Origin of the sequence: Burkholderia sp. FERM BP-3421 (genome assembly GCF_028657905.1) — a bacterium.
Taxonomy (GTDB): Bacteria; Pseudomonadota; Gammaproteobacteria; order Burkholderiales; family Burkholderiaceae; genus Burkholderia.
Genome location: NZ_CP117781.1, coordinates 999,048 through 1,020,574, shown reverse-complemented (window position 1 = coordinate 1,020,574; position 21,527 = coordinate 999,048). Strand labels below are relative to the sequence as shown.

14 protein-coding genes and 3 pseudogenes are annotated in these 21,527 nt (G+C 68.9%); 10 read left to right on the top strand and 7 right to left on the bottom strand.

What is annotated here, in order from left to right; translation table 11 throughout:
- Positions 1-5: 5 nt before the first annotated feature.
- The 3 genes and pseudogenes from Bsp3421_RS07550 to Bsp3421_RS07540 form a co-directional block, all read right to left on the bottom strand.
- The gene (locus Bsp3421_RS07550) at positions 6-539 is read right to left on the bottom strand and encodes a DUF5943 domain-containing protein (protein WP_273997739.1); all 534 of its coding nucleotides are present in this window, start codon (positions 537-539) and stop codon (positions 6-8) included.
- A gap of 135 nt (positions 540-674) precedes the next feature.
- Complete coding sequence (locus Bsp3421_RS07545; protein WP_273997737.1) at positions 675-1,646, bottom strand: dipeptidase; 972 nt, start codon at positions 1,644-1,646, stop codon at positions 675-677.
- Between the two features lie 30 nt (positions 1,647-1,676).
- Positions 1,677-2,952, bottom strand: a pseudogene (locus tag Bsp3421_RS07540) (serine hydroxymethyltransferase).
- Between the two features lie 322 nt (positions 2,953-3,274).
- Here Bsp3421_RS07540 and Bsp3421_RS07535 point away from each other — a divergent pair.
- Together Bsp3421_RS07535 and Bsp3421_RS07530 are read left to right on the top strand one after the other, a co-directional pair.
- A pseudogene (locus Bsp3421_RS07535) lies at positions 3,275-4,389 on the top strand (GlxA family transcriptional regulator).
- A gap of 53 nt (positions 4,390-4,442) precedes the next feature.
- Entirely contained in the window at positions 4,443-5,720 is a 1,278-nt protein-coding gene (locus Bsp3421_RS07530) for a glycosyltransferase family 9 protein (protein ID WP_273997733.1), read from the top strand.
- Positions 5,721-5,757: 37 nt separating this feature from the next.
- Here Bsp3421_RS07530 and fdhA read toward each other — a convergent pair whose 3' ends face one another.
- Positions 5,758-6,957 (bottom strand): formaldehyde dehydrogenase, glutathione-independent, encoded by a 1,200-nt coding sequence (gene fdhA, locus Bsp3421_RS07525; RefSeq protein WP_273997732.1) that lies wholly within the window; start codon positions 6,955-6,957, stop codon positions 5,758-5,760.
- A gap of 237 nt (positions 6,958-7,194) precedes the next feature.
- Here fdhA and betI point away from each other — a divergent pair, with 237 nt between their 5' ends.
- The 8 genes and pseudogenes from betI (at position 7,195) to Bsp3421_RS07485 (ending at position 17,271) form a co-directional block, all read left to right on the top strand.
- Positions 7,195-7,782, top strand: coding sequence for a transcriptional regulator BetI (betI, locus tag Bsp3421_RS07520; RefSeq protein WP_273997730.1), 588 nt, complete (start codon positions 7,195-7,197; stop codon positions 7,780-7,782).
- A 32-nt stretch (positions 7,783-7,814) separates the two neighbouring features.
- A complete protein-coding gene (gene betB / locus Bsp3421_RS07515) occupies positions 7,815-9,284 on the top strand; it encodes a betaine-aldehyde dehydrogenase (protein ID WP_273997728.1) in 1,470 nt (489 codons plus the stop codon).
- Positions 9,285-9,297: 13 nt separating this feature from the next.
- A complete protein-coding gene (gene betA, locus Bsp3421_RS07510; protein ID WP_273997727.1) occupies positions 9,298-10,995 on the top strand; it encodes a choline dehydrogenase in 1,698 nt (565 codons plus the stop codon).
- A gap of 337 nt (positions 10,996-11,332) precedes the next feature.
- Positions 11,333-12,286 (top strand): ABC transporter ATP-binding protein, encoded by a 954-nt coding sequence (locus Bsp3421_RS07505; protein ID WP_273997726.1) that lies wholly within the window; start codon positions 11,333-11,335, stop codon positions 12,284-12,286.
- On the top strand, positions 12,283-13,044 hold the full coding sequence (locus Bsp3421_RS07500) for an ABC transporter permease (protein WP_273997725.1): 762 nt from the start codon (positions 12,283-12,285) through the stop codon (positions 13,042-13,044). Before Bsp3421_RS07505 ends, Bsp3421_RS07500 begins: the two co-directional genes overlap by 4 nt.
- 150 nt (positions 13,045-13,194) lie before the next feature.
- Positions 13,195-14,550 (top strand): annotated as a pseudogene (locus Bsp3421_RS07495) (MFS transporter); the annotation flags it as partial.
- A gap of 287 nt (positions 14,551-14,837) precedes the next feature.
- On the top strand, positions 14,838-16,262 hold the full coding sequence (locus Bsp3421_RS07490) for an MFS transporter (RefSeq protein WP_273997723.1): 1,425 nt from the start codon (positions 14,838-14,840) through the stop codon (positions 16,260-16,262).
- A gap of 346 nt (positions 16,263-16,608) precedes the next feature.
- A complete protein-coding gene (locus tag Bsp3421_RS07485) occupies positions 16,609-17,271 on the top strand; it encodes a class I SAM-dependent methyltransferase (RefSeq protein ID WP_273997721.1) in 663 nt (220 codons plus the stop codon).
- 353 nt (positions 17,272-17,624) lie between these two features.
- Here Bsp3421_RS07485 and Bsp3421_RS07480 read toward each other — a convergent pair whose 3' ends face one another.
- The 3 genes from Bsp3421_RS07480 to Bsp3421_RS07470 all read right to left on the bottom strand — a co-directional run bounded on the left by Bsp3421_RS07480 (position 17,625) and on the right by Bsp3421_RS07470 (position 21,518).
- On the bottom strand, positions 17,625-19,079 hold the full coding sequence (locus tag Bsp3421_RS07480; RefSeq protein ID WP_273997720.1) for an MFS transporter: 1,455 nt from the start codon (positions 19,077-19,079) through the stop codon (positions 17,625-17,627).
- Between the two features lie 51 nt (positions 19,080-19,130).
- A complete protein-coding gene (locus Bsp3421_RS07475) occupies positions 19,131-20,147 on the bottom strand; it encodes a cyclase family protein (RefSeq protein WP_273997719.1) in 1,017 nt (338 codons plus the stop codon).
- 90 nt (positions 20,148-20,237) lie between these two features.
- Positions 20,238-21,518 (bottom strand): CaiB/BaiF CoA transferase family protein, encoded by a 1,281-nt coding sequence (locus Bsp3421_RS07470; protein ID WP_273997718.1) that lies wholly within the window; start codon positions 21,516-21,518, stop codon positions 20,238-20,240.
- Positions 21,519-21,527 lie beyond the last annotated feature (9 nt).

The window sequence follows — 21,527 nt, the reverse complement described above, 5'->3', positions numbered from 1 at the left end:
GGGCCTCAGTGCGCGAGCGGCGACACCTCGAACACGCAGTGCGCGTGCCCTTCCGCCGCGCACTGCGTTTCCGCCGAGCGTGCGCGGGGCGCGCCGCGCCCGTCCGGCGCGGTGTCGTTGACCCAGTCCATCGCGCCCGCGAACCAGCCCGCGAACATGTAGCAGAGCTTGCCTTCCTTGCCCGGCTGCTGGAGCACGAACGACGAATGGCGCAGTTCGATCTTCGCGCGCGCGCGCGCCGGATCGGCCTCGATGATCGAGAACAGGCCCCAGCCGCGCTGCGACAGGCGCTTCAGGTAGTGCTCGAACACGGCCATGCCGGCCAGGCCGTGCAGCTTTGCTTCCTTGTCGCACCAGTGGTGGGCGGACTTGTAGCCGGCCTGGTAGAGAATGTCCGCATACGCCTCGACGCCAAGCGCTTCCTCGACGGCGACGTGGTTGTTCGTGAAGAAGTGGCGCGGCACGTACAGCATCGGCAGCGCGTCGGTGGTCCAGACGCCGGTATCGGGATCGACGTTGATCGGCAGTTGCGGTTGCATCGTGTGACTCCGTGAGGAAGGTTGGCCGCGCGGCTCGGGCGCAGGCGCGTCATCGTTCGCGCGCCTGCGCGGCCGGCGCGGGCGCGTTCCGATTGTGTTGTGTCGAATCGACGGGCGGGCGGTCCGGCGCGGCGCTTACGCGCCCCACACGTCCTTGAACACGCGCACCCAGTTCTCGCCCATGATCTTGCGGATGCGCGACGCCTGCCAGCCGTGGCGTTCCATCGCCGCGGTCAGGTTCGGGAATTCGCCGATCGTGCGGATGCCGTCCGGGTTGATCACCTTGCCGAAGTTCGTCAGCTGGCGGTAGCGGCCCTTGTCGTGCGTCAGCATGTCGAAGAATTCCTTCGCGAAATCCTGCGTGAAATCCGTGCCGATGCCGACCGCATCCTCGCCGATCAGGTTCACGACGTAGTCGATCGCCTCGATGTAGTCGTCGATCGTCGCCTCGATCCCGCGCTTGAGGAACGGCGCGAACATCGTCACGCCGACAAAGCCGCCCGCGTCGGCGATCTCCTTCAGCTGCGCGTCGCTCTTGTTGCGCGGGTGCTCCTTCAGGCCCGACGGCAGGCAGTGCGAATAGCACACCGGCTTCTTCGAGAACGCGATCGCTTCCGACGAAGTATGGCCGCCGACGTGCGACAGGTCGACCATGATCCCGACGCGGTTCATCTCGGTGATCACTTCCCGGCCGAAATCCGACAGCCCGCCGTCGCGTTCGTAGCAGCCCGTGCCGACGAGGTTCTGCGTGTTGTAGCAAAGCTGCACGACGCGCACGCCCATGTCGGCGAACGCCTCGATATAGCCGAGGTTGTCCTCGAACGCATGCGCGTTCTGGAACCCGAGGATCACGCCGGTCTTGTTCTCCCGCTTCGCGCGGAAGATGTCTTCCGTCGTGCGCACCAGCGTCAGCAGCTCGCCGTTGTCGCGGATCTTCTTCTTCATCACGCCGATGTTGTCGACGGTCTTCGTGAAGTTCTCCCAGACCGACACCGTGCAGTTCGCGGCGGTGATGCCGCCACGGCGCATGTCCTCGAACACCGGCCTCTCGAACTTCGAGATGTTCAGCCCGTCGATGATGATGCTGTCCTGATGCAGCGTGCTCATGGTTGCTCCAGTCCTGTCGGGGCCGTCGGTTCAATAGATCGGGAAGCGTTCGCACAACGCGAAGATCTCGCGGCGCACGCGCTGTTCGGTGGCGCGGTCGCCCTCCGGGTTCGCGCGCAGCGCGTCGAACACCTCGAGGATCAGGCGGCCGACCTCGCGGAACTCGGCCGCGCCGAAGCCGCGCGTCGTGCCCGCCGGCGTGCCGAGCCGGATGCCCGACGTCACCGTGGGCTTCTCGGTATCGAACGGGATGCCGTTCTTGTTGCAGGTGATGCCCGCGCGTTCGAGCGCCTGTTCGACCGGCGCGCCCTTCAGGCCCTTCGGGCGCAGATCGACCAGCAGCAGGTGGTTGTCGGTGCCGCCCGTGACGAGATCGACGCCGCCCGCCTTCAGCACCTCGCCGAGCGCCTGCGCGTTCGCGAGCACCTGGTCGATGTAGGTCTTGAAGTCCGCGTTCAGCACTTCACCGAACGCAACCGCCTTGCCGGCGATCACGTGCATCAGCGGGCCGCCCTGCAGGCCCGGGAACACGGCCGAGTTGATCTTCTTCGCGATCTCCTCGTCGTTGGTCAGCACGAAGCCGCCGCGCGGGCCGCGCAGCGTCTTGTGCGTGGTCGAGGTGATGACGTGCGCATGCTCGACCGGGTTCGCGTGGCGGCCCGCGGCGATCACGCCCGCGATGTGCGCCATGTCGACCATCAGCTTCGCGCCGACGCCGTCGGCGATCGCGCGGAAGCGCGCGAAGTCGAGCTCGCGCGGGTAGGCCGAGAAGCCGGCGATGATCAGGTTCGGCTTGTGCTCCCGCGCGAGCGCCTCGACCTGGTCGTAGTCGATCCGCAGCGTGTCGCGGTTCACGCCGTACTGCACCGCGTTGAACCACTTGCCCGACAGCGCCGGCTTCGCGCCGTGCGTCAGGTGGCCGCCCGCGTCGAGCGACATGCCGAGCACCGTGTCGCCCGGCTTCGCGAGCGCGAGCATCACCGCGCCGTTCGCCTGCGCGCCGGAGTGCGGCTGCACGTTCGCGTAGCCGGCGTTGAAGATCTGCTTCACGCGCTCGATCGCGAGCGTCTCGATCTCGTCGGCGAACGCGCAGCCGCCGTAGTAGCGCTTGCCCGGATACCCTTCCGCATACTTGTTGGTCAGCACCGAACCCTGCGCCTCGAGCACCGCGCGCGACACGATGTTCTCCGACGCGATCAAGCTCGACCTGCGACTGCTGGCGTTCCAGCTCCTTGAGCAGCGCGCCGCGCACCGGCGCATCGCGCTCGGCGAGCGTTTGCGAAAAGAAGGAATGGACGTTCGACATGGGGTATCCGTCACGGAATGGAATGAATCCTGCACGTGCCTGGAAGGCTGTCGCGGCGGGGGTTCCCGCGTGATCCGCCAGCGCTTCCGACGGCTCTATTCTTGTCGTTCGGATTTTTCGTCGATTGATGAATTCAGACGCTTTCTTTTCCTTTTACGACATTCGCGTCCGTTTTGAACAAGTGACCGGTCGTGCGCTTTCCCGCGCCCGGCACAGCGGCGGTGCCGGGGCCGCCCGCGACCGGTGCAGCCGCTCCCGTATACGGTGCGGCGCAGCATCGCGCGCCGCGCGCCGGCCCCCGCCGGATCTAGGGTTTAGCCGTATGGCACGCTTGTTGCGCTCGCTCCGACAATAGCCGAGCCCAGTTCCCAGGCCGCATCCGAACAGACTCAAGGAACACCCCCCCCCATGTCGCCCGACCGCACCGCGTCGTTGTCCCACTTCGCGTTCATGCCGCTGCCGAACTTCACGATGATCGCGTTCACGAATGCGATCGAGGTGCTCAGGATGGCCAACTACCTGAGCGGGCAGCCGCTGTACCGCTGGTCGATCATCAGCCCGCAGGGCGGCCCGGTCGCGGCGAGCAACGGCCTCACCGTCGACACCGGCCCGTCCGAATGCGCGGGCCAGCCCGACATCGTGTTCGTGTGCGGCGGCGTCGACGTGCAGCGCGCGACGGACGCCGCCCACCTGTCCACCCTGCGCCGCTTCGCCCGGGCCGGCGTCGCGCTCGGCAGCCTGTGCACCGGCACCTATGCGCTCGCGAAGTCGGGCCTGCTGTCCGGCTATGCCTGCGCGATCCATTGGGAAAACATGTCGGCGCTGAAGGAGGAGTTTCCCGATACGCGCTTCCTGAAGGAACTGTTCGTCATCGACCGCGACCGCATCACCTGCACGGGCGGCGTCGCCCCGCTCGACATGATGCTGAACCTGATCGCCGCGCGCATCGGCACCGCGCGCGTCACGCAGATCGCCGAGCAGTTCATCGTCGAGCACGTGCGCGACATGAGCGCGCAACAGCGCATGCCGCTCGTCGCGCGGCTCGGCTCCGCGAACAAGTCGCTGTTCGAGGTGATCTCGCTGATGGAGAACAACATCGAGGAGCCGTTGTCGCGCGAGGAACTGGCGCGGCTCGCGGACATGTCGCAGCGGCAGTTGCAGCGCCTGTTCCGCGAACATCTCGGCATGACGCCGACCCACTACTACCTGACGCTGCGGCTGCGCCGCGCGCGCGAGCTGCTGTTGCAGACCGACATGTCGATCATGCACATTACAATGGCGTGCGGTTTCCAGTCGGCCTGCCATTTCAGCAAGAGCTACCGCGACGCGTTCGGCACGGCGCCGACGCGTGAACGCCGCAAGCAGGTCGCCCCGCTTGCGCAACCGGCGCTGCCGCCGCTCGGCGCGCCCCTGACAGCCCTGGCGCTGCACGCCTGACCCACCGAGGCTCGGCCTCGCGCGGGCGGCAGCCCGCAACCGAGTCCATATCCGTGTCTACTTCGTCCGACCCGCTCAGCCGCGCCTACACCGCCTACCTTAAGCATCCCGGCTGCCTGAGCGCCGTGGGGCTCGCGCGCGAGCTGCGCACGCGCGGCCATGCGCAGGAGGCGATCCGCGTCGTGCTGCACTGGGCCGACGCGGACGACGCGCCGCTGAGTCTCGCGCAGTTGGGCGTCGAGATGAACTTCCTCGGCCAGTTCGCGCAGGCGGAGCAGCTGCTGTCCCGCGCGCTGCCCGGGCTCGCGCACGACCCGAACCTGTATGTCGTCAAGTTCGAGCTGACGATCGCGCGGTACGGGCAGGGCAAGTACCACGAGGCGCACACGTTGTACCGCGAGATCCGCGACCTCGCGTGGCGCGACCAGATCGTCGATACGCTCTACCCGGTGCGCGACCCCGGCGAATACGCGTGGGCGAAGGCCAAGTTCCTCGGCCACGACGAGCCGGTCGTGGGCAAGCGCGTGCTGGTGCTGATGGAGGGCGGGGTCGGCGACCTGTTCATGTACGCGCGCTACTTCCAGCAGCTGAAGGCGGAAGGCGCGCGCGCGGTGCACGTGCAGATCGTCGACGCGGTGCGCGGCGTGCTGCCGGAGGACGACTGCATCCGCATGGCGAGCGACCTCGGCACGCTGCCCGACGAATGCGACTGCGTGACCTGGGTGTTCAACCTGTTCGCGCGCTACCAGTCGAACCCCTACTTTCCCGCGCAGGCCGCGCCGTATATCCCGACGCCGCCCGCCGAGGCGCTGCCCGAGCCGCTGCGCGCGGCGCTCGCGCCGGTTCCGGGTGTGGTGAACGTCGGGCTCGTGTGGCGCAGCGGCACCGGCGTGCGCCACGAGCCGTTCCGCTCGCTGCCGCTGCGCGCGCTGGAGCCGCTGCTGCGCACGCCCGGCTATCGCTTCCATGCCTTGCAGGTCGGCGCGCTCGACGACGACGAACGCGCGCTCTACGCGCAATACGGCATCGTCGATCTCGCGCCGTCGCTGCGCTCGTTCGCGGAGACGGCCGCCGCGCTCGGCGCGCTCGACCTGCTGGTGTCGATCGACACCGGCACCGCCCACCTCGCGGGCGCGATGGGCCGGCCCGTGTGGCTGATGCTGTCGCAGGCGGGCGACAGCCGCTGGCTCGACTGCCAGCGCCATACGCCGTGGTATCCGACGATGCGGCTGTTCCGGCAGACCACCCTCGGCGACTGGCAGGGCCCGCTCGACGCGATGGCGGCCGCGCTGGCCGCGGGCGGCGAGCCGGGCCTGCGGCTGCGCGGCTGAAGGCCGCCGCGCGCAGGCGCGGACGGCGGCCGCCGCGTCACGCGGCGTTCAGCATCCCGTGCGGATCGATCACGAACTTGCGCGGCGCGCCGCCGTCGAACTTCCGGTAGCCGTCCGGCGCCTGATCGAGCGAGATCACCGTCACGTTGACGATCTCCGCGATCGGCAGCCGGTCGTACAGGATCGCCTGCATCAGGTTGCGGTTGTACTTGAGCACCGGTGTCTGGCCCGTGAAGAACGAATGCGACTTCGCCCAGCCGAGGCCCAGGCGGATGCTCAGGCTGCCGTGCTGCGCGGCCTTGTCCTTCGCGCCCGGATCGTCCGTCACGTAGAGGCCCGGAATGCCGATCGCGCCGGCGGGCCGGGTGATCTCCATCAGCGAATTCAGCACCGTGGCCGGCGCTTCCTCCGCATGCCCGGCCGAGCCGTGGCCGTGCGCCTCGAAGCCGACGCAGTCGACCGCGCAGTCGATCTCGGGCGTGCCGAGGATCTGCGCGATCTGCTCGCCGAGCGTCGCATCCTTCGACAGGTCGACCACCTCGAAGCCCATCGCCTTCGCATGCGCGAGCCGCTCCGCGTTCATGTCGCCGACGATCGTCACGGCCGCGCCGAGCAGGCGCGCCGACGCGGCCGCCGCCATCCCGACCGGGCCCGCGCCCGCGATGTACACGGTCGACCCGGGCTTCACGCCGGCCGACACCGCGCCGTGATAGCCGGTGGGCAGGATGTCGGACAGGCAGGTGAGGTCGCGGATCTTTTCCAGCGCGCGATCGCGGTCCGGGAATTTCAGCAGGTTGAAGTCCGCGTAGGGCACGAGCACGTATTCCGCCTGCCCGCCGATCCAGCCGCCCATGTCGACGTAGCCGTACGCGCCGCCCGCGCGCGCCGGATTCACGTTCAGGCACACCCCGGTATGCTGCTCGCGGCACATCGCGCAGCGTCCGCACGCGACGTTGAACGGCACCGACACGATGTCGCCGATCTTCAGCGTCTCGACGTCGCGGCCCACCTCGATCACCTCGCCGGTGATCTCGTGCCCGAGCACGAGGCCGACGGGCGCGGTCGTGCGGCCGCGCACCATGTGCTGGTCCGAACCGCAGATGTTGGTGCTGACGACCTTCAGGACCACGCCGTGGCCGATCGCCCGGCCGCTCGGATCGACCATCCTCGGATAGTCGATCGCCTGCACCTCGACCTTGCCCGGCCCCTGATACACGACACCTCGGTTGCTGCTCATCGCATTGTCTCCATGTCTCGTTGGCTTCGCATCCCGCCGCGGCGCGCCGCGGCTCGCCCACTGAGGGTAGTCCGCGCCCCGCTCCGCCACCGTGCAAAAACCGACGCGCGCTTGGCCGGCGCCGACATCCGCGCCCGCCGGGCCGGGGTCCCGTTCGTTTTTTATTGATTGAACGATCAATAAAAAACCGCTATCCTGCCGGTTCTCGTCAACCTGCCCCGCGCAAAGGAGCTCGCCATGCCGAAACTCGGAATGCGCGAAGTGCGCCGCGCGCAGCTGATCGAAGCCACCCTGCGCACGATCGACGAAGCCGGCCTGCCCGGCACCACGCTCGCCTCCGTCGCGCAGCGCGCGAACATCTCGACCGGCATCGTCAGCCACTATTTCGGCGACAAGGACGGCCTGCTCGAAGCCACCATGCGGCACGTGCTGCGCGATCTGTCGACCGCCACGGCGCGCCGCCGCCGCGCCGCGCGCAACGACCCGCGCGCCCGGCTGCGCGCGATCGTCGCCGCGAATTTCGATGCGACCCAGGTCAGCGCGCCCGTGATGAAAACCTGGCTCGCGTTCTGGTCGCAGAGCATGCACGAGCCGGCGCTCAAGCGGCTGCAGCGCGTCAACACGCGGCGGCTCCATTCGAACCTGAGCGCCGAGTTCGGCCGCGCGCTGTCGCGCCCCCGGGCGCGCCAGGCCGCGAGCGGGCTCGCCGCGCTGATCGACGGGCTGTGGCTGCGCGGCGCGCTCGCCGGCGAACCGATCGACACCCGGGCCGCGCTGCGGCTCGCCAACGACTACATCGACCTGCTGCTCGCGCCGCACGCGTGACGCTCAGCTCGCCACTCAAGAAGGAGCTCTCCATGTCTGTCTACGGTCTGCAACGTCTCTACATCGGCGGCGAATACGTCGACGCCACGGGTGGCGCCACCTTCGACACGTTCGACCCCGCCACCGGCGAGCGGCTCGCCACGGTCCAGCAGGCGAGCGCCGCCGACGTCGACCGCGCCGTCGCGTCCGCGCGGGAAGGCCAGCGCGCCTGGGCCGCGCTGACCGCGATGCAGCGCTCGCGCATCCTGCGCCGCGCGGTCGAGCTGCTGCGCGCGCACAACGACGCGCTCGCCGAGCTTGAAATGCGCGACACCGGCAAGCCGCTCGCCGAGACACGCGCGGTCGACATCGTCACCGGCGCCGACGTGATCGAGTACTACGCGGGCCTCGCGACCGCGCTCGAAGGCCTGCAGGTGCCGCTGCGCCCCGAATCGTTCGTCTACACGCGGCGCGAGCCGCTCGGCGTGTGCGCGGGCATCGGCGCATGGAACTACCCGATCCAGATCGCATGCTGGAAAAGCGCGCCCGCGCTCGCGGCCGGCAACGCGATGATCTTCAAGCCGAGCGAGGTCACGCCGCTGTCGGCGCTCAAGCTCGCGGAGATCTACACCGAGGCCGGCGTGCCGCCCGGCGTGTTCAACGTCGTGCAGGGCGACGGCTCGGCCGGCGCGCTGTTGACCGCGCATCCGGGCATCGCCAAGGTGTCGTTCACGGGCGGCGTCGAGACCGGCAAGAAGGTGATGTCGCTCGCGGGCGCGTCCTCGCTGAAGGAAGTGACGATGGAGCTCGGCGGCAAGTCGCCGCTCATCGTGTTCGACGACGCCGACCTCGATCGCGCGGCCGACATCGCGGTCACCGCGAACTTCTTCAGCGCGGGCCAGGTGTGCACGAACGGCACGCGCGTGTTCGTGCAGCGCGCGGTGAAGGATGCCTTCGTCGCGCGCGTGCTCGAACGGGTCGAGCGCATCCGCGTGGGCAGGCCGTCCGATCCGGACACCAACTTCGGCCCGCTCGCGAGCGCCGCGCAGCTCGACAAGGTGCTCGCCTACATCGCGAGCGGCAAGACCGAGGGCGCCAGGCTGCTCGCGGGCGGCGAACGCCTCGTCGACGGCCACTTCGCGCAGGGCCAGTACGTCGCGCCGACCGTGTTCGGCGACTGCCGCGACGACATGAAGATCGTCCGCGAGGAAATCTTCGGGCCGGTGATGAGCGTGCTCGAATTCGAGACCGAGGACGAGGCGATCGCGCGCGCGAACGACACCGAGTACGGGCTCGCGGCGGGCGTCGTCACCGAGAATCTCGCGCGCGCGCACCGCGCGATCCATCGCCTCGAAGCGGGCATCTGCTGGATCAACACCTGGGGCGAATCGCCGGCGGAAATGCCGGTCGGCGGCTACAAGCAGTCGGGCGTCGGCCGCGAGAACGGCATCACGACGCTCGAGCACTACACCCGGATCAAGTCGGTGCAGGTCGAGCTGGGCCGCTACCAGCCGGTATTCTGAGGAGGAGCGCGACGTGACGATACGCGAATACGACTACATCATCTGCGGCGCGGGCTCGGCGGGCAATGTGCTCGCCACGCGCCTGACCGAGGATCCGGACGTCACGGTGCTGCTGCTGGAGGCGGGCGGCCCCGACCACCGGTTCGATTTCCGCACCCAGATGCCGGCCGCGCTGGCCTTCCCGCTGCAGGGCCGCCGCTACAACTGGGCCTACGAGACCGACCCCGAGCCGCACATGAACAACCGCCGCATGGAGTGCGGGCGCGGCAAGGGGCTCGGCGGCTCCTCGCTGATCAACGGCATGTGCTACATCCGCGGCAACGCGCTCGACTACGACGGCTGGGCGCAGCACAAGGGCCTGGAGGACTGGACCTACCTCGACTGCCTGCCCTACTTCCGCAAGGCGGAAACCCGCGACGCCGGCCCCAACGACTATCACGGCGGCGACGGCCCGGTCTCGGTCGCCACGAGCCGGCCCGGCGTCAATCCGCTGTTCGAGGCGATGGTCGAGGCCGGCGTGCAGGCCGGCTACCCGCGCACCGACGACCTGAACGGCTACCGGCAGGAAGGCTTCGGCCCGATGGACCGCACCGTCACGCCGCGCGGCCGCCGCGCGTCGACCGCGCGCGGCTACCTCGACCAGGCGCGCCCGCGCCCGAACCTGAGCATCGTCACGCACGCGCTGGCCGATCGCATCCTGTTCTCCGGCAAGCGCGCGACGGGCGTCGAATTCCTGCGCGGCGACACGCGCCTCACCGCGCACGCGCGCCGCGAAGTGCTGGTGTGCAGCGGCGCGATCGCCTCGCCGCAGTTGCTGCAACGCTCGGGCGTCGGCCCCGGCGCGTGGCTCGCCGAACTCGACATCCCGGTGGTGCTCGACCTGCCCGGCGTCGGCCGGAACCTGCAGGACCACCTGGAGATGTACATCCAGTACGCGTGCAAGGAACCGGTCTCGCTGTACCCGGCGCTCAAGCTGCACAACCAGCCCCGGATCGGGCTCGAATGGATGCTCAACGGCACCGGCATCGGCGCGAGCAACCACTTCGAGGCGGGCGGCTTCATCCGCACCCGCGACGACGACCCCTGGCCGAACATCCAGTATCACTTCCTTCCCGTCGCGATCAACTACAACGGCTCGAACGCGATCGACATGCACGGCTTCCAGGCCCACGTCGGCTCGATGCGCTCGCCGAGCCGCGGCCGCGTGAAGCTGCGCTCGCGCGATCCGCACGCGCACCCGAGCATCCTGTTCAACTACATGGCCGAGCCGCTCGACTGGCGCGAGTTCCGCGACGCGATCCGCGCGACCCGCGAGATCATGCGCCAGCCCGCGCTCGACCGTTATCGCGGCGAGGAGCTGAATCCCGGCGCGCAGCTGACGAGCGACGCCGAACTCGATGCGTTCGTGCGCGATCGCGCCGAGACCGCGTTCCACCCGTCCTGCTCGTGCAAGATGGGTTACGACGACCTTTCAGTCGTCGATCACGAAGGGCGCGTGCACGGTCTCGAAGGGCTGCGCGTCGTCGACGCGTCGATCATGCCGATCATCACGACCGGCAACCTGAACGCGCCGACCATCATGATCGCGGAGAAGATCGCCGACCGGATCCGCGGGCGCGCCCCGCTCGCGCGTTCGAACGCGGCCTACTACGTCGCGAACGGCGCGCCCGCGCGCAGCAAGGCGCCCATGCGGGCGCCGCAGGTCGTGTAAGCCGGAACCCCGCGCGGGCGCGTCATGCGCCCGCGCGCCGGCCGCGGCGCGGGTGGCACACCGCCTGCTGCACGTCGCCTGATGCACGACGCCCCCGCCCACCTTGCCGGCCATTGCGCGCCGGCATTCAACAAATCCCACCCAACCTCCTCCATCGTTCGCCTTTCCCGAACAACCGGACGGTGTTTTCACCAGATCGGCAAATCCCCGAACCCGTTGTTAAGATAGCGATCCCGCTCCCGCTGGAAAGCTTATGACCGCTGCGCCTAACGTTGCAGACGCCCGTCCGTGCGCGGACGCCCCGAGCCCCACCGCGCCGTCGCCGACGCCCAAGTCCATGCAGACGATCCTCTCCGTTTCGAATCTCTCGAAGACCTACGCGACCGGCCAGCGCTCGCTGAACCAGGTCAACCTCGCGATCCGCGCGGGCGAGATCTTCGCGCTGCTCGGGCCGAACGGCGCGGGCAAGACCACGCTGATCAGCGCGATCTGCGGCATCGTCACGCCGACCGAGGGCAGCGTGACGGTCGCCGGCCACGACATCGTGCACAATTACCGCGCGGCGCGCGCGCAGATCGGCCTCGTGCCGCAGGAACTCACGACCGACACCTTCGAGACGGTGCGCGCGACCGTCAGCTACAGCCGCGGCCTGTTCGGCAAGCCGGCCAACCCCGCCCTCATCGAGAAGATCCTCAAAGATCTGTCGCTGTGGGACAAGCGCGACGCGAAGATGCTCACGCTGTCGGGCGGCATGAAGCGCCGCGTGATGATCGCCAAGGCCTTGTCGCACGAGCCGCGCATCCTGTTCCTCGACGAGCCGACGGCCGGCGTCGACGTCGAGCTGCGGCGCGACATGTGGCGGCTCGTCAGCGAGCTGCGCGCGAGCGGCGTGACGATCGTGCTGACGACGCACTACATCGACGAAGCCGAGGAGATGGCCGACCGGATCGGCATCATCAACGCGGGCGAGATCATGCTGGTCGAGGAAAAGGCCGACCTGATGCGCACGCTCGGCAAGAAGCAGCTGACGCTGCAGCTCGACGCGCCGCTCGCGCGCGTGCCCGACGCGCTCGACGCCTACCGCCTCGAACTCACGCACGACGGCGCGGAGCTGGTGTACACCTACGACACGCAGCAGGAATCGACCCGCATCGTCGCGCTGCTGAACGCGCTCGGCGCGGCCGGCATCGGCTTTCGCGACCTGCGCACCACGCAGAGCTCGCTGGAGGACATCTTCGTCAACCTGGTCGGCGCGCGCCGCGACCGCGCATCCGGGGAGCAAGCCCGATGAATTTCCATGCGCTCCGCGCGATCTATCGCGCCGAAATGGGCCGCACCCGCCGCACGCTGATGCAGAGCGTGATCGCCCCCGTGATCTCCACGGCGCTGTACTTCGTCGTGTTCGGCTCCGCGATCGGCTCGCGCATCAGCGACGTCAACGGCATCGGCTACGGCTCGTTCATCGTGCCCGGCCTGATCATGCTGTCGCTGCTGTCGCAGAGCATCGCGAACGCCTCGTTCGCGATCTACTTCCCGCGCTTCATCGGCACGATCTACGAGCTGCTGTCCGCGCCGGTGTCGTACTGGGAGATCGTCATCGCCTATGTCGGCGCGTCCGCGATCAAATCGCTCGTGCTCGGCCTGATCATCCTCGCGACCGCGACGCTGTTCGTGCCGCTGCAGATCCTGCATCCGTTCTGGATGGTGCTGTTCCTCGTGCTCACCTCGGTCACGTTCAGCCTGTTCGGCTTCGTGATCGGGATCTGGGCCGACAGCTTCGAGAAGCTCCAGGTGGTGCCGCTCCTGATCATCACGCCGCTCACCTTTCTCGGCGGCAGCTTCTACTCGGTCGACATGCTGCCGCCCGCGTGGCGCGTGGTCGCGCTGTTCAACCCGATCGTCTATCTGATCTCCGGGTTCCGCTGGTCGTTCTACGGGCTCGCCGACGTGCATGTCGGGCTGAGCCTCGCCGCGACCCTGCTGTTCCTCGCGATCCTGCTCGGGGTGACCGCGTGGATCTTCCGCACCGGGTATCGCCTCAAGCACTGACGCCGGACGGGCGGGCGCGCCGCCGGCGCGCCCGTTCGAGCCCGACATCGGGTTCGCTCCCTATCGACACACGCAGTCTGCCGCGTATCATGATTTGACCGGCCCAGCCGCATCACACCGCCCCAGGCCGCCCTCGCACCAGAGGTCGCCATGCCCACCGCTACCGCCGCTTCTCCCCCCAACGCCGCCGCCCGGCTCGAACGCCTGCCGTTCTCCGGCTATCACCGGCTGATTTTCTTCATCATCGCCGTCGCGTTCTTCTTCGATTCGGTCGATCTCGGCATGATGACCTTCCTGCTCGGCTCGATCCGCCATGAATTCGGACTGTCGACCGCGATGGCGGGCCTCGTCGCGAGCGCGAGCTTCTTCGGCATGGGGCTCGGCGCGGCGGTGGCCGGCCTGCTCGCCGACCGCTTCGGCCGCCGTCCGGTGTTCCAGTGGAGCATGGTGCTGTGGGGCCTCGCGTCCTGGCTGTGCTCGACCGCGCAGAGCGTCGACGCGCTCCTCGTCTACCGCGTGCTGCTCGGCATCGGCATGGGCATGGAATTCCCGATCGCGCAGACGCTGCTGTCCGAGTTCGTGTCCGTCGCGTGGCGCGGCCGGGCGACCGCGCTGCTGAACGGCTGCTGGCCGCTCGGCTTCATCACGGCCGGCCTCATCGCCTACTTCGTGCTGCCGAGCTTCGGCTGGCGCGCCGTGTTCGCGCTGCTCGCGGTGCCCGCCGTGTTCGTGCTCGTGGTGCGCCGGCTCGTGCCCGAGTCGCCGCGCTGGCTCGAACACCACGGCCGGCTCGCGGATGCCGCGCGCGTGCTCGCGCAGATCGAGGCGAGGGTGATGCGCTCGACCGGCGCGACCCATCTGCCGGAACCGGCGCAGTACGTCAGCGCACCCGCCGCGCCGCATCCACGCGGCGCGTTCCGCGAGATCTGGAGCAGCGGCTACCGGCGTCACACGACGATGGTCTGGCTGCTGTGGTTCTTCTCGCTGCTCGGCTTCTACGGTCTCACCTCATGGCTCGGCGCGCTGCTCCAGCACGCGGGCTTCGCGCTCACGCAATCGGTGTACTACACGATGCTGATCTCGCTCGGCGGCGTGCCGGGATTTCTGTGCGCGGCCTGGCTCGTCGAGCACTGGGGGCGCAAGCCGACCTGCATCGCCTCGCTCGCGGGCAGCGCGGTGATGGCCTTCGCCTATGGCCAGACCGCGCTGCATGGCGCAAGCGTCGCGCTGCTGATCGGCACCGGCCTCGCGATGCAATTCTTCCTGTTCGGGATGTGCGCGGTGTTGTACGCCTACACGCCGGAGCTGTACGGCACCGGCGCGCGCGCCACCGGCTCGGGCTTCGCGTCGGCGGTCGGCCGGATCGGGTCGCTGATCGGGCCGGCCGTCGTCGGGATCGTGCTGCCGGTGTTCGGCCAGGGCGGCGTGTTCACGCTCGGGGCGCTGTCGTTCGCGGTGGCGGCGGGCGCGGTGTGGCTGCTCGGCATCGAGACCAAGGGGCTCGCGTTCTAGGCGCGGACGTCGCAACACCCGGGCGCGCCGCACCGCTCGCCCTGCCCGCCGCGAACCGGGCGCGCAGCATGCGCAACGCGTCACGCCCGCTCCGGCGTTCAGATGAATGCCTTGCGAGTGATCGCCCCAGCACCGACGCCGGGCGGGCCCGCCGCCGATGGCGCGCCCGTTCCACCCCGACGCCGGTTTCCTTCTATGGCGGCGATTAATGGTCGCATCTACTGACCGGACCGGCCCCGCGGCGTCCCGCCGCCCGGGCCGCTTCCGCGCCAGAGGTCGACATGCCCGCCGCTCCCGTTTCCGCCCCCGCCAGCGCCGCCGCCCGGCTCGAACGCCTGCCGTTCTCCGGCTATCACCGGCTGATCTTCATCATCATCGCCGTCGCGTTCTTCTTCGACTCGGTCGATCTCGGCATGATGACCTTCCTGCTCGGCTCGATCCGCCATGAATTCGGGCTGTCGACCGCGATGGCGGGCCTCGTCGCGAGTGCGAGCTTCTTCGGCATGGTGCTCGGCGCGGCGGTGGCCGGCCTGCTCGCCGACCGCTTCGGCCGCCGCCCGGTGTTCCAGTGGAGCATGGTGCTGTGGGGCCTCGCGTCCTGGCTGTGCTCGACCGCGCAAAGCGTCGACGCGCTGATCCTCTATCGCGTGCTGCTCGGCGTCGGCATGGGCATGGAATTCCCGATCGCGCAGACGCTGCTGTCCGAGTTCGTGCCCGCCGCGCGGCGCGGCCGGCTGATCGCGCTGATGGACGGCTTCTGGCCGCTCGGTTTCATCACGGCCGGCCTCATCGCCTACTTCGTGCTGCCGAGCTTCGGCTGGCGCACCGTGTTCGCGCTGCTCGCGGTGCCCGCCGTGTTCGTGCTCGTGGTGCGCCGGCTCGTGCCCGAGTCGCCGCGCTGGCTCGAACACCGCGGCCGGCTCGCGGACGCCGCGCGCGTACTCGCGCAGATCGAGGCGAAGGTGATGCGCTCGACCGGCGCCGCGCAGTTGCCGGAACCCGCACGGCATGCCGTCGCGCCGGCGGCGCCCCATGCGCGCGGCGCGTTCCGCGAGATCTGGAGCGCCGGCTACCGGCGTCGCACGACGATGGTCTGGCTGCTGTGGTTCTTCGCGCTGCTCGGCTTCTACGGTCTCACTTCATGGCTCGGCGCGCTGCTCCAGCAGGCCGGCTTCGCGGTCACGCAATCGGTGTACTACACGATGCTGATCTCGCTCGGCGGCGTGCCGGGCTTTCTGTGCGCGGCGTGGCTCGTCGAGCGCTGGGGGCGCAAGCCGACCTGCATCGCCTCGCTCGCGGGCGGCGCGGTGATGGCCTTCGCCTATGGCCAGACCGCGCTGCATGGCGCGAGCGTCGCGCTGCTGATCGGCACCGGCCTCGCCATGCAGTTCTTCCTGTTCGGCATGTGGGCGGTGCTGTACACCTACACGCCGGTGCTCTACGGCACCGGCGCGCGCGCCACCGGCTCGGGCTTCGCGTCGGCGATCGGCCGGGTCGGGTCGCTGATCGGGCCATCCGTCGTCGGGGTCGTGCTGCCGGTGTTCGGCCAGGGCGGCGTGTTCACGCTCGGGGCGCTGTCGTTCGCGGCGGCGGCGGGCGCGGTGTGGCTGCTCGGCATCGAGACCAGGGGGCTCGCGCTGGAGGAACTCGCGTCGCACGACGACGAGGCGCGCCGCGCGCCCGTCGCCCTGCCCGTCGCGGACTGAGCGCGCCACGGGGGCAGCCGCGCAGCGCGTCTCACGCGGCCTCGCCCTGGAATTCCTCGATGAGTTCAAACTCTTTGACAAGTCCCCCCCCTTCGGGGATGTACTATCAGTGCGCGGATACGTGGGACGAGCGTCCAACCCGTTGAGCGGCGGAGCACCTGAATTGTCCCCTGCGTCGATCCGCGTCTCGGCGAATGGTCGTCCCGATGCATCGGGACGCGACCCGGGCAGCCGCCCATCTGCCATCGCGCGAGGCCATATTGGGGTCTCGAAGAATGGCTGAATCGTGCAAAACCATCCAGACTCGCCGCACACGACGGATTGCCCTTTCAGCATGGGAACAGCAATGACCAATCGTCAGGAATTCTTCGAATCAGTCTATAGGAACAACCTCTGGGGAAGCGACGAGAGCCGCTCCGGTCAAGGCTCGGCCTTGTGGTACACGAAGCGCTTGATCGAAGCGCTGCCGTCCGCCCTGCGCCAGTTGGGCGTGTCGCGCCTGCTCGACGTGCCGTGCGGCGACTTCAACTGGATGAAGGAGGTCGACCTGACAGGCGTCGACTACATCGGCGGCGACATCGTCCCCGCGTTGGTCGCATCCAATACGGCTGCGTACGGATCGCCTTCGCGGCGCTTCATGTCGCTGGACCTCGTGAGCGACGCCCTGCCCGCGGCGGACCTGATCTTCATCCGCGATTGTTTCATCCATTTCTCGAACGATCTTGTTTTCCAGTCATTGGAAAACATCGCCAAGAGCGACATCAAATACATGTGCGTCAGTTCGATATCGCCGACATTTCACCCCGATGTGACCAATTTCGATCTGGATCGCACTCAGGCCGGCGTCAATTTCGAATTTCGTCCGATCCAGTTCCGATCGGCCCCGTTCTCATTTCCGCCCCCGGTGCTGGAACTGGCGGACGGGATAGAAGGGACGACGGATTGGCACGCTTCGATGACGATATGGGAAGTGGAAACGTTGAGGCAGGTGCTGAAATCGCGTGCCTGAGCCGCGGGCCCCGTATTGCGGGGCCTGACCACTGACGAACCCCATGTTTTCCAGAGCGTGGGGGTTCGTTTTTCTGGCAAGCGGTCGAACGGTGGAGCGATGCAGGCAGGTGTCGCGGGTGACGTGTCGGGTATGGCGTGCCCGACTCGATGCGACGCGATGCACCCGTTCGCGCCCTCAGATGTGCTGACTGCCTGCCGCCTTCGTTCTCGCCAGGACCTCGGCGCGCCTGAGCGCAGCGTAGACGGCCATCGCGCGTCCGCAACATGCAGACGCGCCTCACCTCGATCAGCGAGCCCGTGTCACGCGCAAGCCCGGGGCGGGCCTTGCGCATCCCGGGCTCCCTTCTCCGGCTAGGAACGCCCCGCGTTCACGCGAGCGCCCCGTACCGCATCATGCGCATCGCGCATCGCATCGGCTCCCGCCTCCCCCGGCAGTTCATCCAGCGCCCGATGATTGGTGCGCGGGCCGAACACCCCGATCGACAGCACCACGACCAGCATGCTGCCGCCGATCAGCACGAACACCGCCGGCACGCCCGCGCGCTCCAGCAAGAGCGCGACGAGGAAACTGCTCGCGATGCCCGTGAGCCGCCCGATCGAATGAACGAAGCCGAGCGCGCGCGAGCGGATCTCGGTCGGGAACACCTCGGCCTGATACGCGGTGCCGTTGCTCGCGAGCACGGTATTGCACAGCGTGACCAGCACGCCGAACGCGATCACGAAGGCCGCCTGCGCGGACAACGCGAACGCGGTGCCGAACAGCGCGACGCCCGCCGCCGACGCCACGATCAGCCACTTGCGCTCGATCCGGTCGGCCAGCAGACCCGCGATGAACGGCGACACCGGATACGCGAACGCGATCACGAACGCATACCAGAGGCTCTTCGTGATCGTCGCGCCCTGCGCGGCGAGCAGCGTCGGCAGCCACTGGCTGAAGCCGAAGAAGCCGATGCTGAGGAACGCGTTGAACGCGATCAGCATCAGTGTGCGGCCGCGATGATGGCGATCCCACATCGACACACGTCGCACGCCCGCCGCCGCGCTCGATTCCGTCGCGACGAGCGCGGGCAGCGGCCGGCCGGTTTCCCGCTCGACCGCGCGTTCGAGCGCGCCCAGCACATCCTCGGCCTCGGCTCCGCGGCCGACCCGTGCGAGCCAGCGCGGCGATTCGGGCAGGCGCGACTGCAGCCACCACACCACCACCGCGCCGCTGCCGCCGAGCAGCACGACCCAGCGCCAGCCGGACACCCCGAGCGGCGCGCGCGGCACCCACAGCCACGACACGAACGCGAGCACCGGCATCGCCAGATAGCCGATCGCGAAACACAGCGCGAACGCGCGGCCGCGCACGGCCTTCGGCACCAGCTCGGTCAGGAACGCGCCGATCGTGATCAGTTCCGCGCCAATTCCGCAGCCGGCGACGAAGCGGCACAGCAGGATGCCGAGCGCGCTCGACTGCACGCACATCGCGAGGCTCGCGGCCGTGTACAGCAGCAGCGCGCCCGTGAACAGCGCGCGCCGCCCGAAGCGATCGGCGAGGCGGGACACGAACATCTCGCCGACGAACAATCCGGCAAAGGTGGCCGCGCCGAGCGCGCCCTGGTCCGACATGCCGAGCACGCCGTGCGCGCCCGCGTGGAAGATGCCGTCGCGGATCAGGCCGGGCGGCAGATAGGTCATCTGGAACAGGTCGTAGACCTCGAAGAAGCCGCCGACGCTCAGGAACAGGACGAGCTTCCAGATGCTGGCGGTCGCCGGCAGGCGGTCGATCCGCGCGGCGATGGATGACGGATGGAACGATGACATGTGCTTTCCTCGGATGGCTGCCGGGCCGCGCGGCCCGGCGGGATGCGCCGCTCAGACGGTCGCGACCGGGTTGACGGGCGACCCCACCAGCCCGCGGATATGCAGCGGCGGCGCGGTCAGCAGGAACCGGTTGCGCCCCTTCCCCCGCAACCACGTCGCCAGCGGCGTCAGGTGCCACAGCTCCCCAAGGTGGATCCCAAGCTTGAACAGGCACAGCTCGTGCAACGGCATCGCCGCCCCGCGCTCCGCCTTCGCTCCCGCCCCCTTCGGACGCTCCTCCACCGCGTGATTGTCCGCCGCCAGCACCGACAGCCCGCTCTCGTCCACCCACCTCAACAGCCTCTCGTCCGCGCTGTCCAGCACGCAGCACTGCGACAGCGTGTCTCCTTCTCCCGTCTCGTCCTTCAACAACAACTCCGCGAAGCCCGTGTGGATGCACACCATGTCACCGCGCTCCACCCGCACTCCATCCACGTCCATCACCCGCATCAGCTGCTCGTAGCCCACCTTCGTCCGGCCCAGCCCGAAGTGATGCCGCAGGTCGATCAACACCCCGCGACCCTGCACGCCCGTCGCCGCCATCACCTCGATCCCCAGCGCCTCCGCGCCGCCGCGCACCGCGCCCTGTTCCGGCACCCGCACGTGTTCGCCCAACCGGTAGCCGTTGTAGAACACCGCTTCCGCCTCTCCGTCTCCATCCGCGTCGAACAGCCCGCCCACGTGCGACAGCGCATCCCACTGCGTCGAGAATTGCGAGTGCATGCAGAACGCGTCGTCGCACACCACGTCCGTCGCGTTCGCGATCTGCTCTTCCGCCCTATAACCGAAGTACGGCCGCTCGTTCAGCAGCGCCGGCATGATCGCCGGCGGCTTCCTGCGCGCGTTCAACCCGCCCCCGCGCGGCACGTCCAGCGGCAGGCTCAACGAAAACGTCAAACCCTCCCGCACTTCCGCCGCACCCTCGCGCACCTTCTCCGGCGTCAGCCAGTTCAAGCGCCCCTTCTGATCGTCCGGACCGAATTCCCCCCAGTTCGAACCCGGCGGCCGGTGTGTCCAGCGTGCTCCCATCGTGTCCCCTCCAATTGGTTTCGTTCGCATGACCGCGCGCGCGGCCGTCCATCGCGGCCGCGTCGCGCGGGTACGTCGACGCGCCGCCCGCTACGCCGCGCGAATCACCTTCTGCTCGACGAGCCGCGCATATTCGTCCTCGCCGAGCAGCGGCAGCAGGATCTCGCGGTTGTGCTCGCCCAGGCCCGGCGCGGGACGCCGGAAGGTGCCGGGCGTCTCCGACAGGCGCGGCGCGATGTTGTGCATCGGCAGGCTGCCCACCTCGTCGTCGGGCAACTCGACCAGCGCCTCGCGCTCGATCACATAGTGATCCTGAACGATCTGGGCAATATCCTGGATCGGGCCGACCGTCACGCCCGACTCCTCGAAGAACGCGAGGTTCTCGGCAAGGTCGCGCGCGGCGATGAATTCGCCGACGATCGCATCGAGCGCGTCCGCATGCTGCACGCGCTGCACGTTGGTCGCGTAGCGCGGATCGTCGATCAGATCGGCGCGGCCGATCGCGCGGAACAGGCGTTCCGCCATCGCCTGCGTCGAACTCGACAGGCACAGCCACTTGTCGTCGCGGGTGCGGTAGGCATTGCGCGGCGCGGTGTTCGACGAACGGCTGCCGGTGCGCGCCTTGATCTTGCCCGTCATCACATAGTTCGCCGCCGCCGGCCCGAGGATCGACAGCAGCGGCTCGAACAGCGACACGTCGATCACCTGCCCGGCCGCGTGCTGCGCGTCGCGCGCGTGCAGCGCGACCAGCACCGCGATCGCGCCGGACAGCCCCGCCGTCATGTCGCCGAGGAACATCGGCGGCAGCACCGGCTCGCGATCCGCGAAGCCGTTGATCGCCGCAAACCCCGCATAGCCTTCCGCCAGCGTGCCGAACCCCGGCTTGTGACGGTAGGGCCCTGTCTGCCCCCAGCCGGAGATCCGCGCGATCACGAGCGACGGCTGCACCGCGAACAGATCGTCCGGACCGAGGCCCATCTGCTCCGCGACGCCGGGCTTGAAGCTCTCGATGAACACGTCGGCGTCGCGCGCCAGGCGACGCACGATCTCGCGCCCCTCGGGCGTGCGCAGGTCGACGCACACGCTGCGCTTGTTGCGCCCGTAAACCTTCCAGTTGGTGCTGATGCCGCCCGCGCCGACCGCGCGCAGCGTATCGCCGCGCTCGCTCTCGACCTTCACCACGTCCGCGCCGAAGTCCGCGAGCTGCACACTCAGCATGTTGCCCGCCATCAACCGCGACAAGTCCACCACGCGCACGCCGGCGAGCGGCCCCTGCGCGTCCGGGTCGAAGCGCTTCGGGTGAATCGGACCGGCAGGCGCGCGACGGCGCCCGCCTGCCGCCTGCGCGGCTTGCGTCTCTGGAACGAACATCGATGTCTC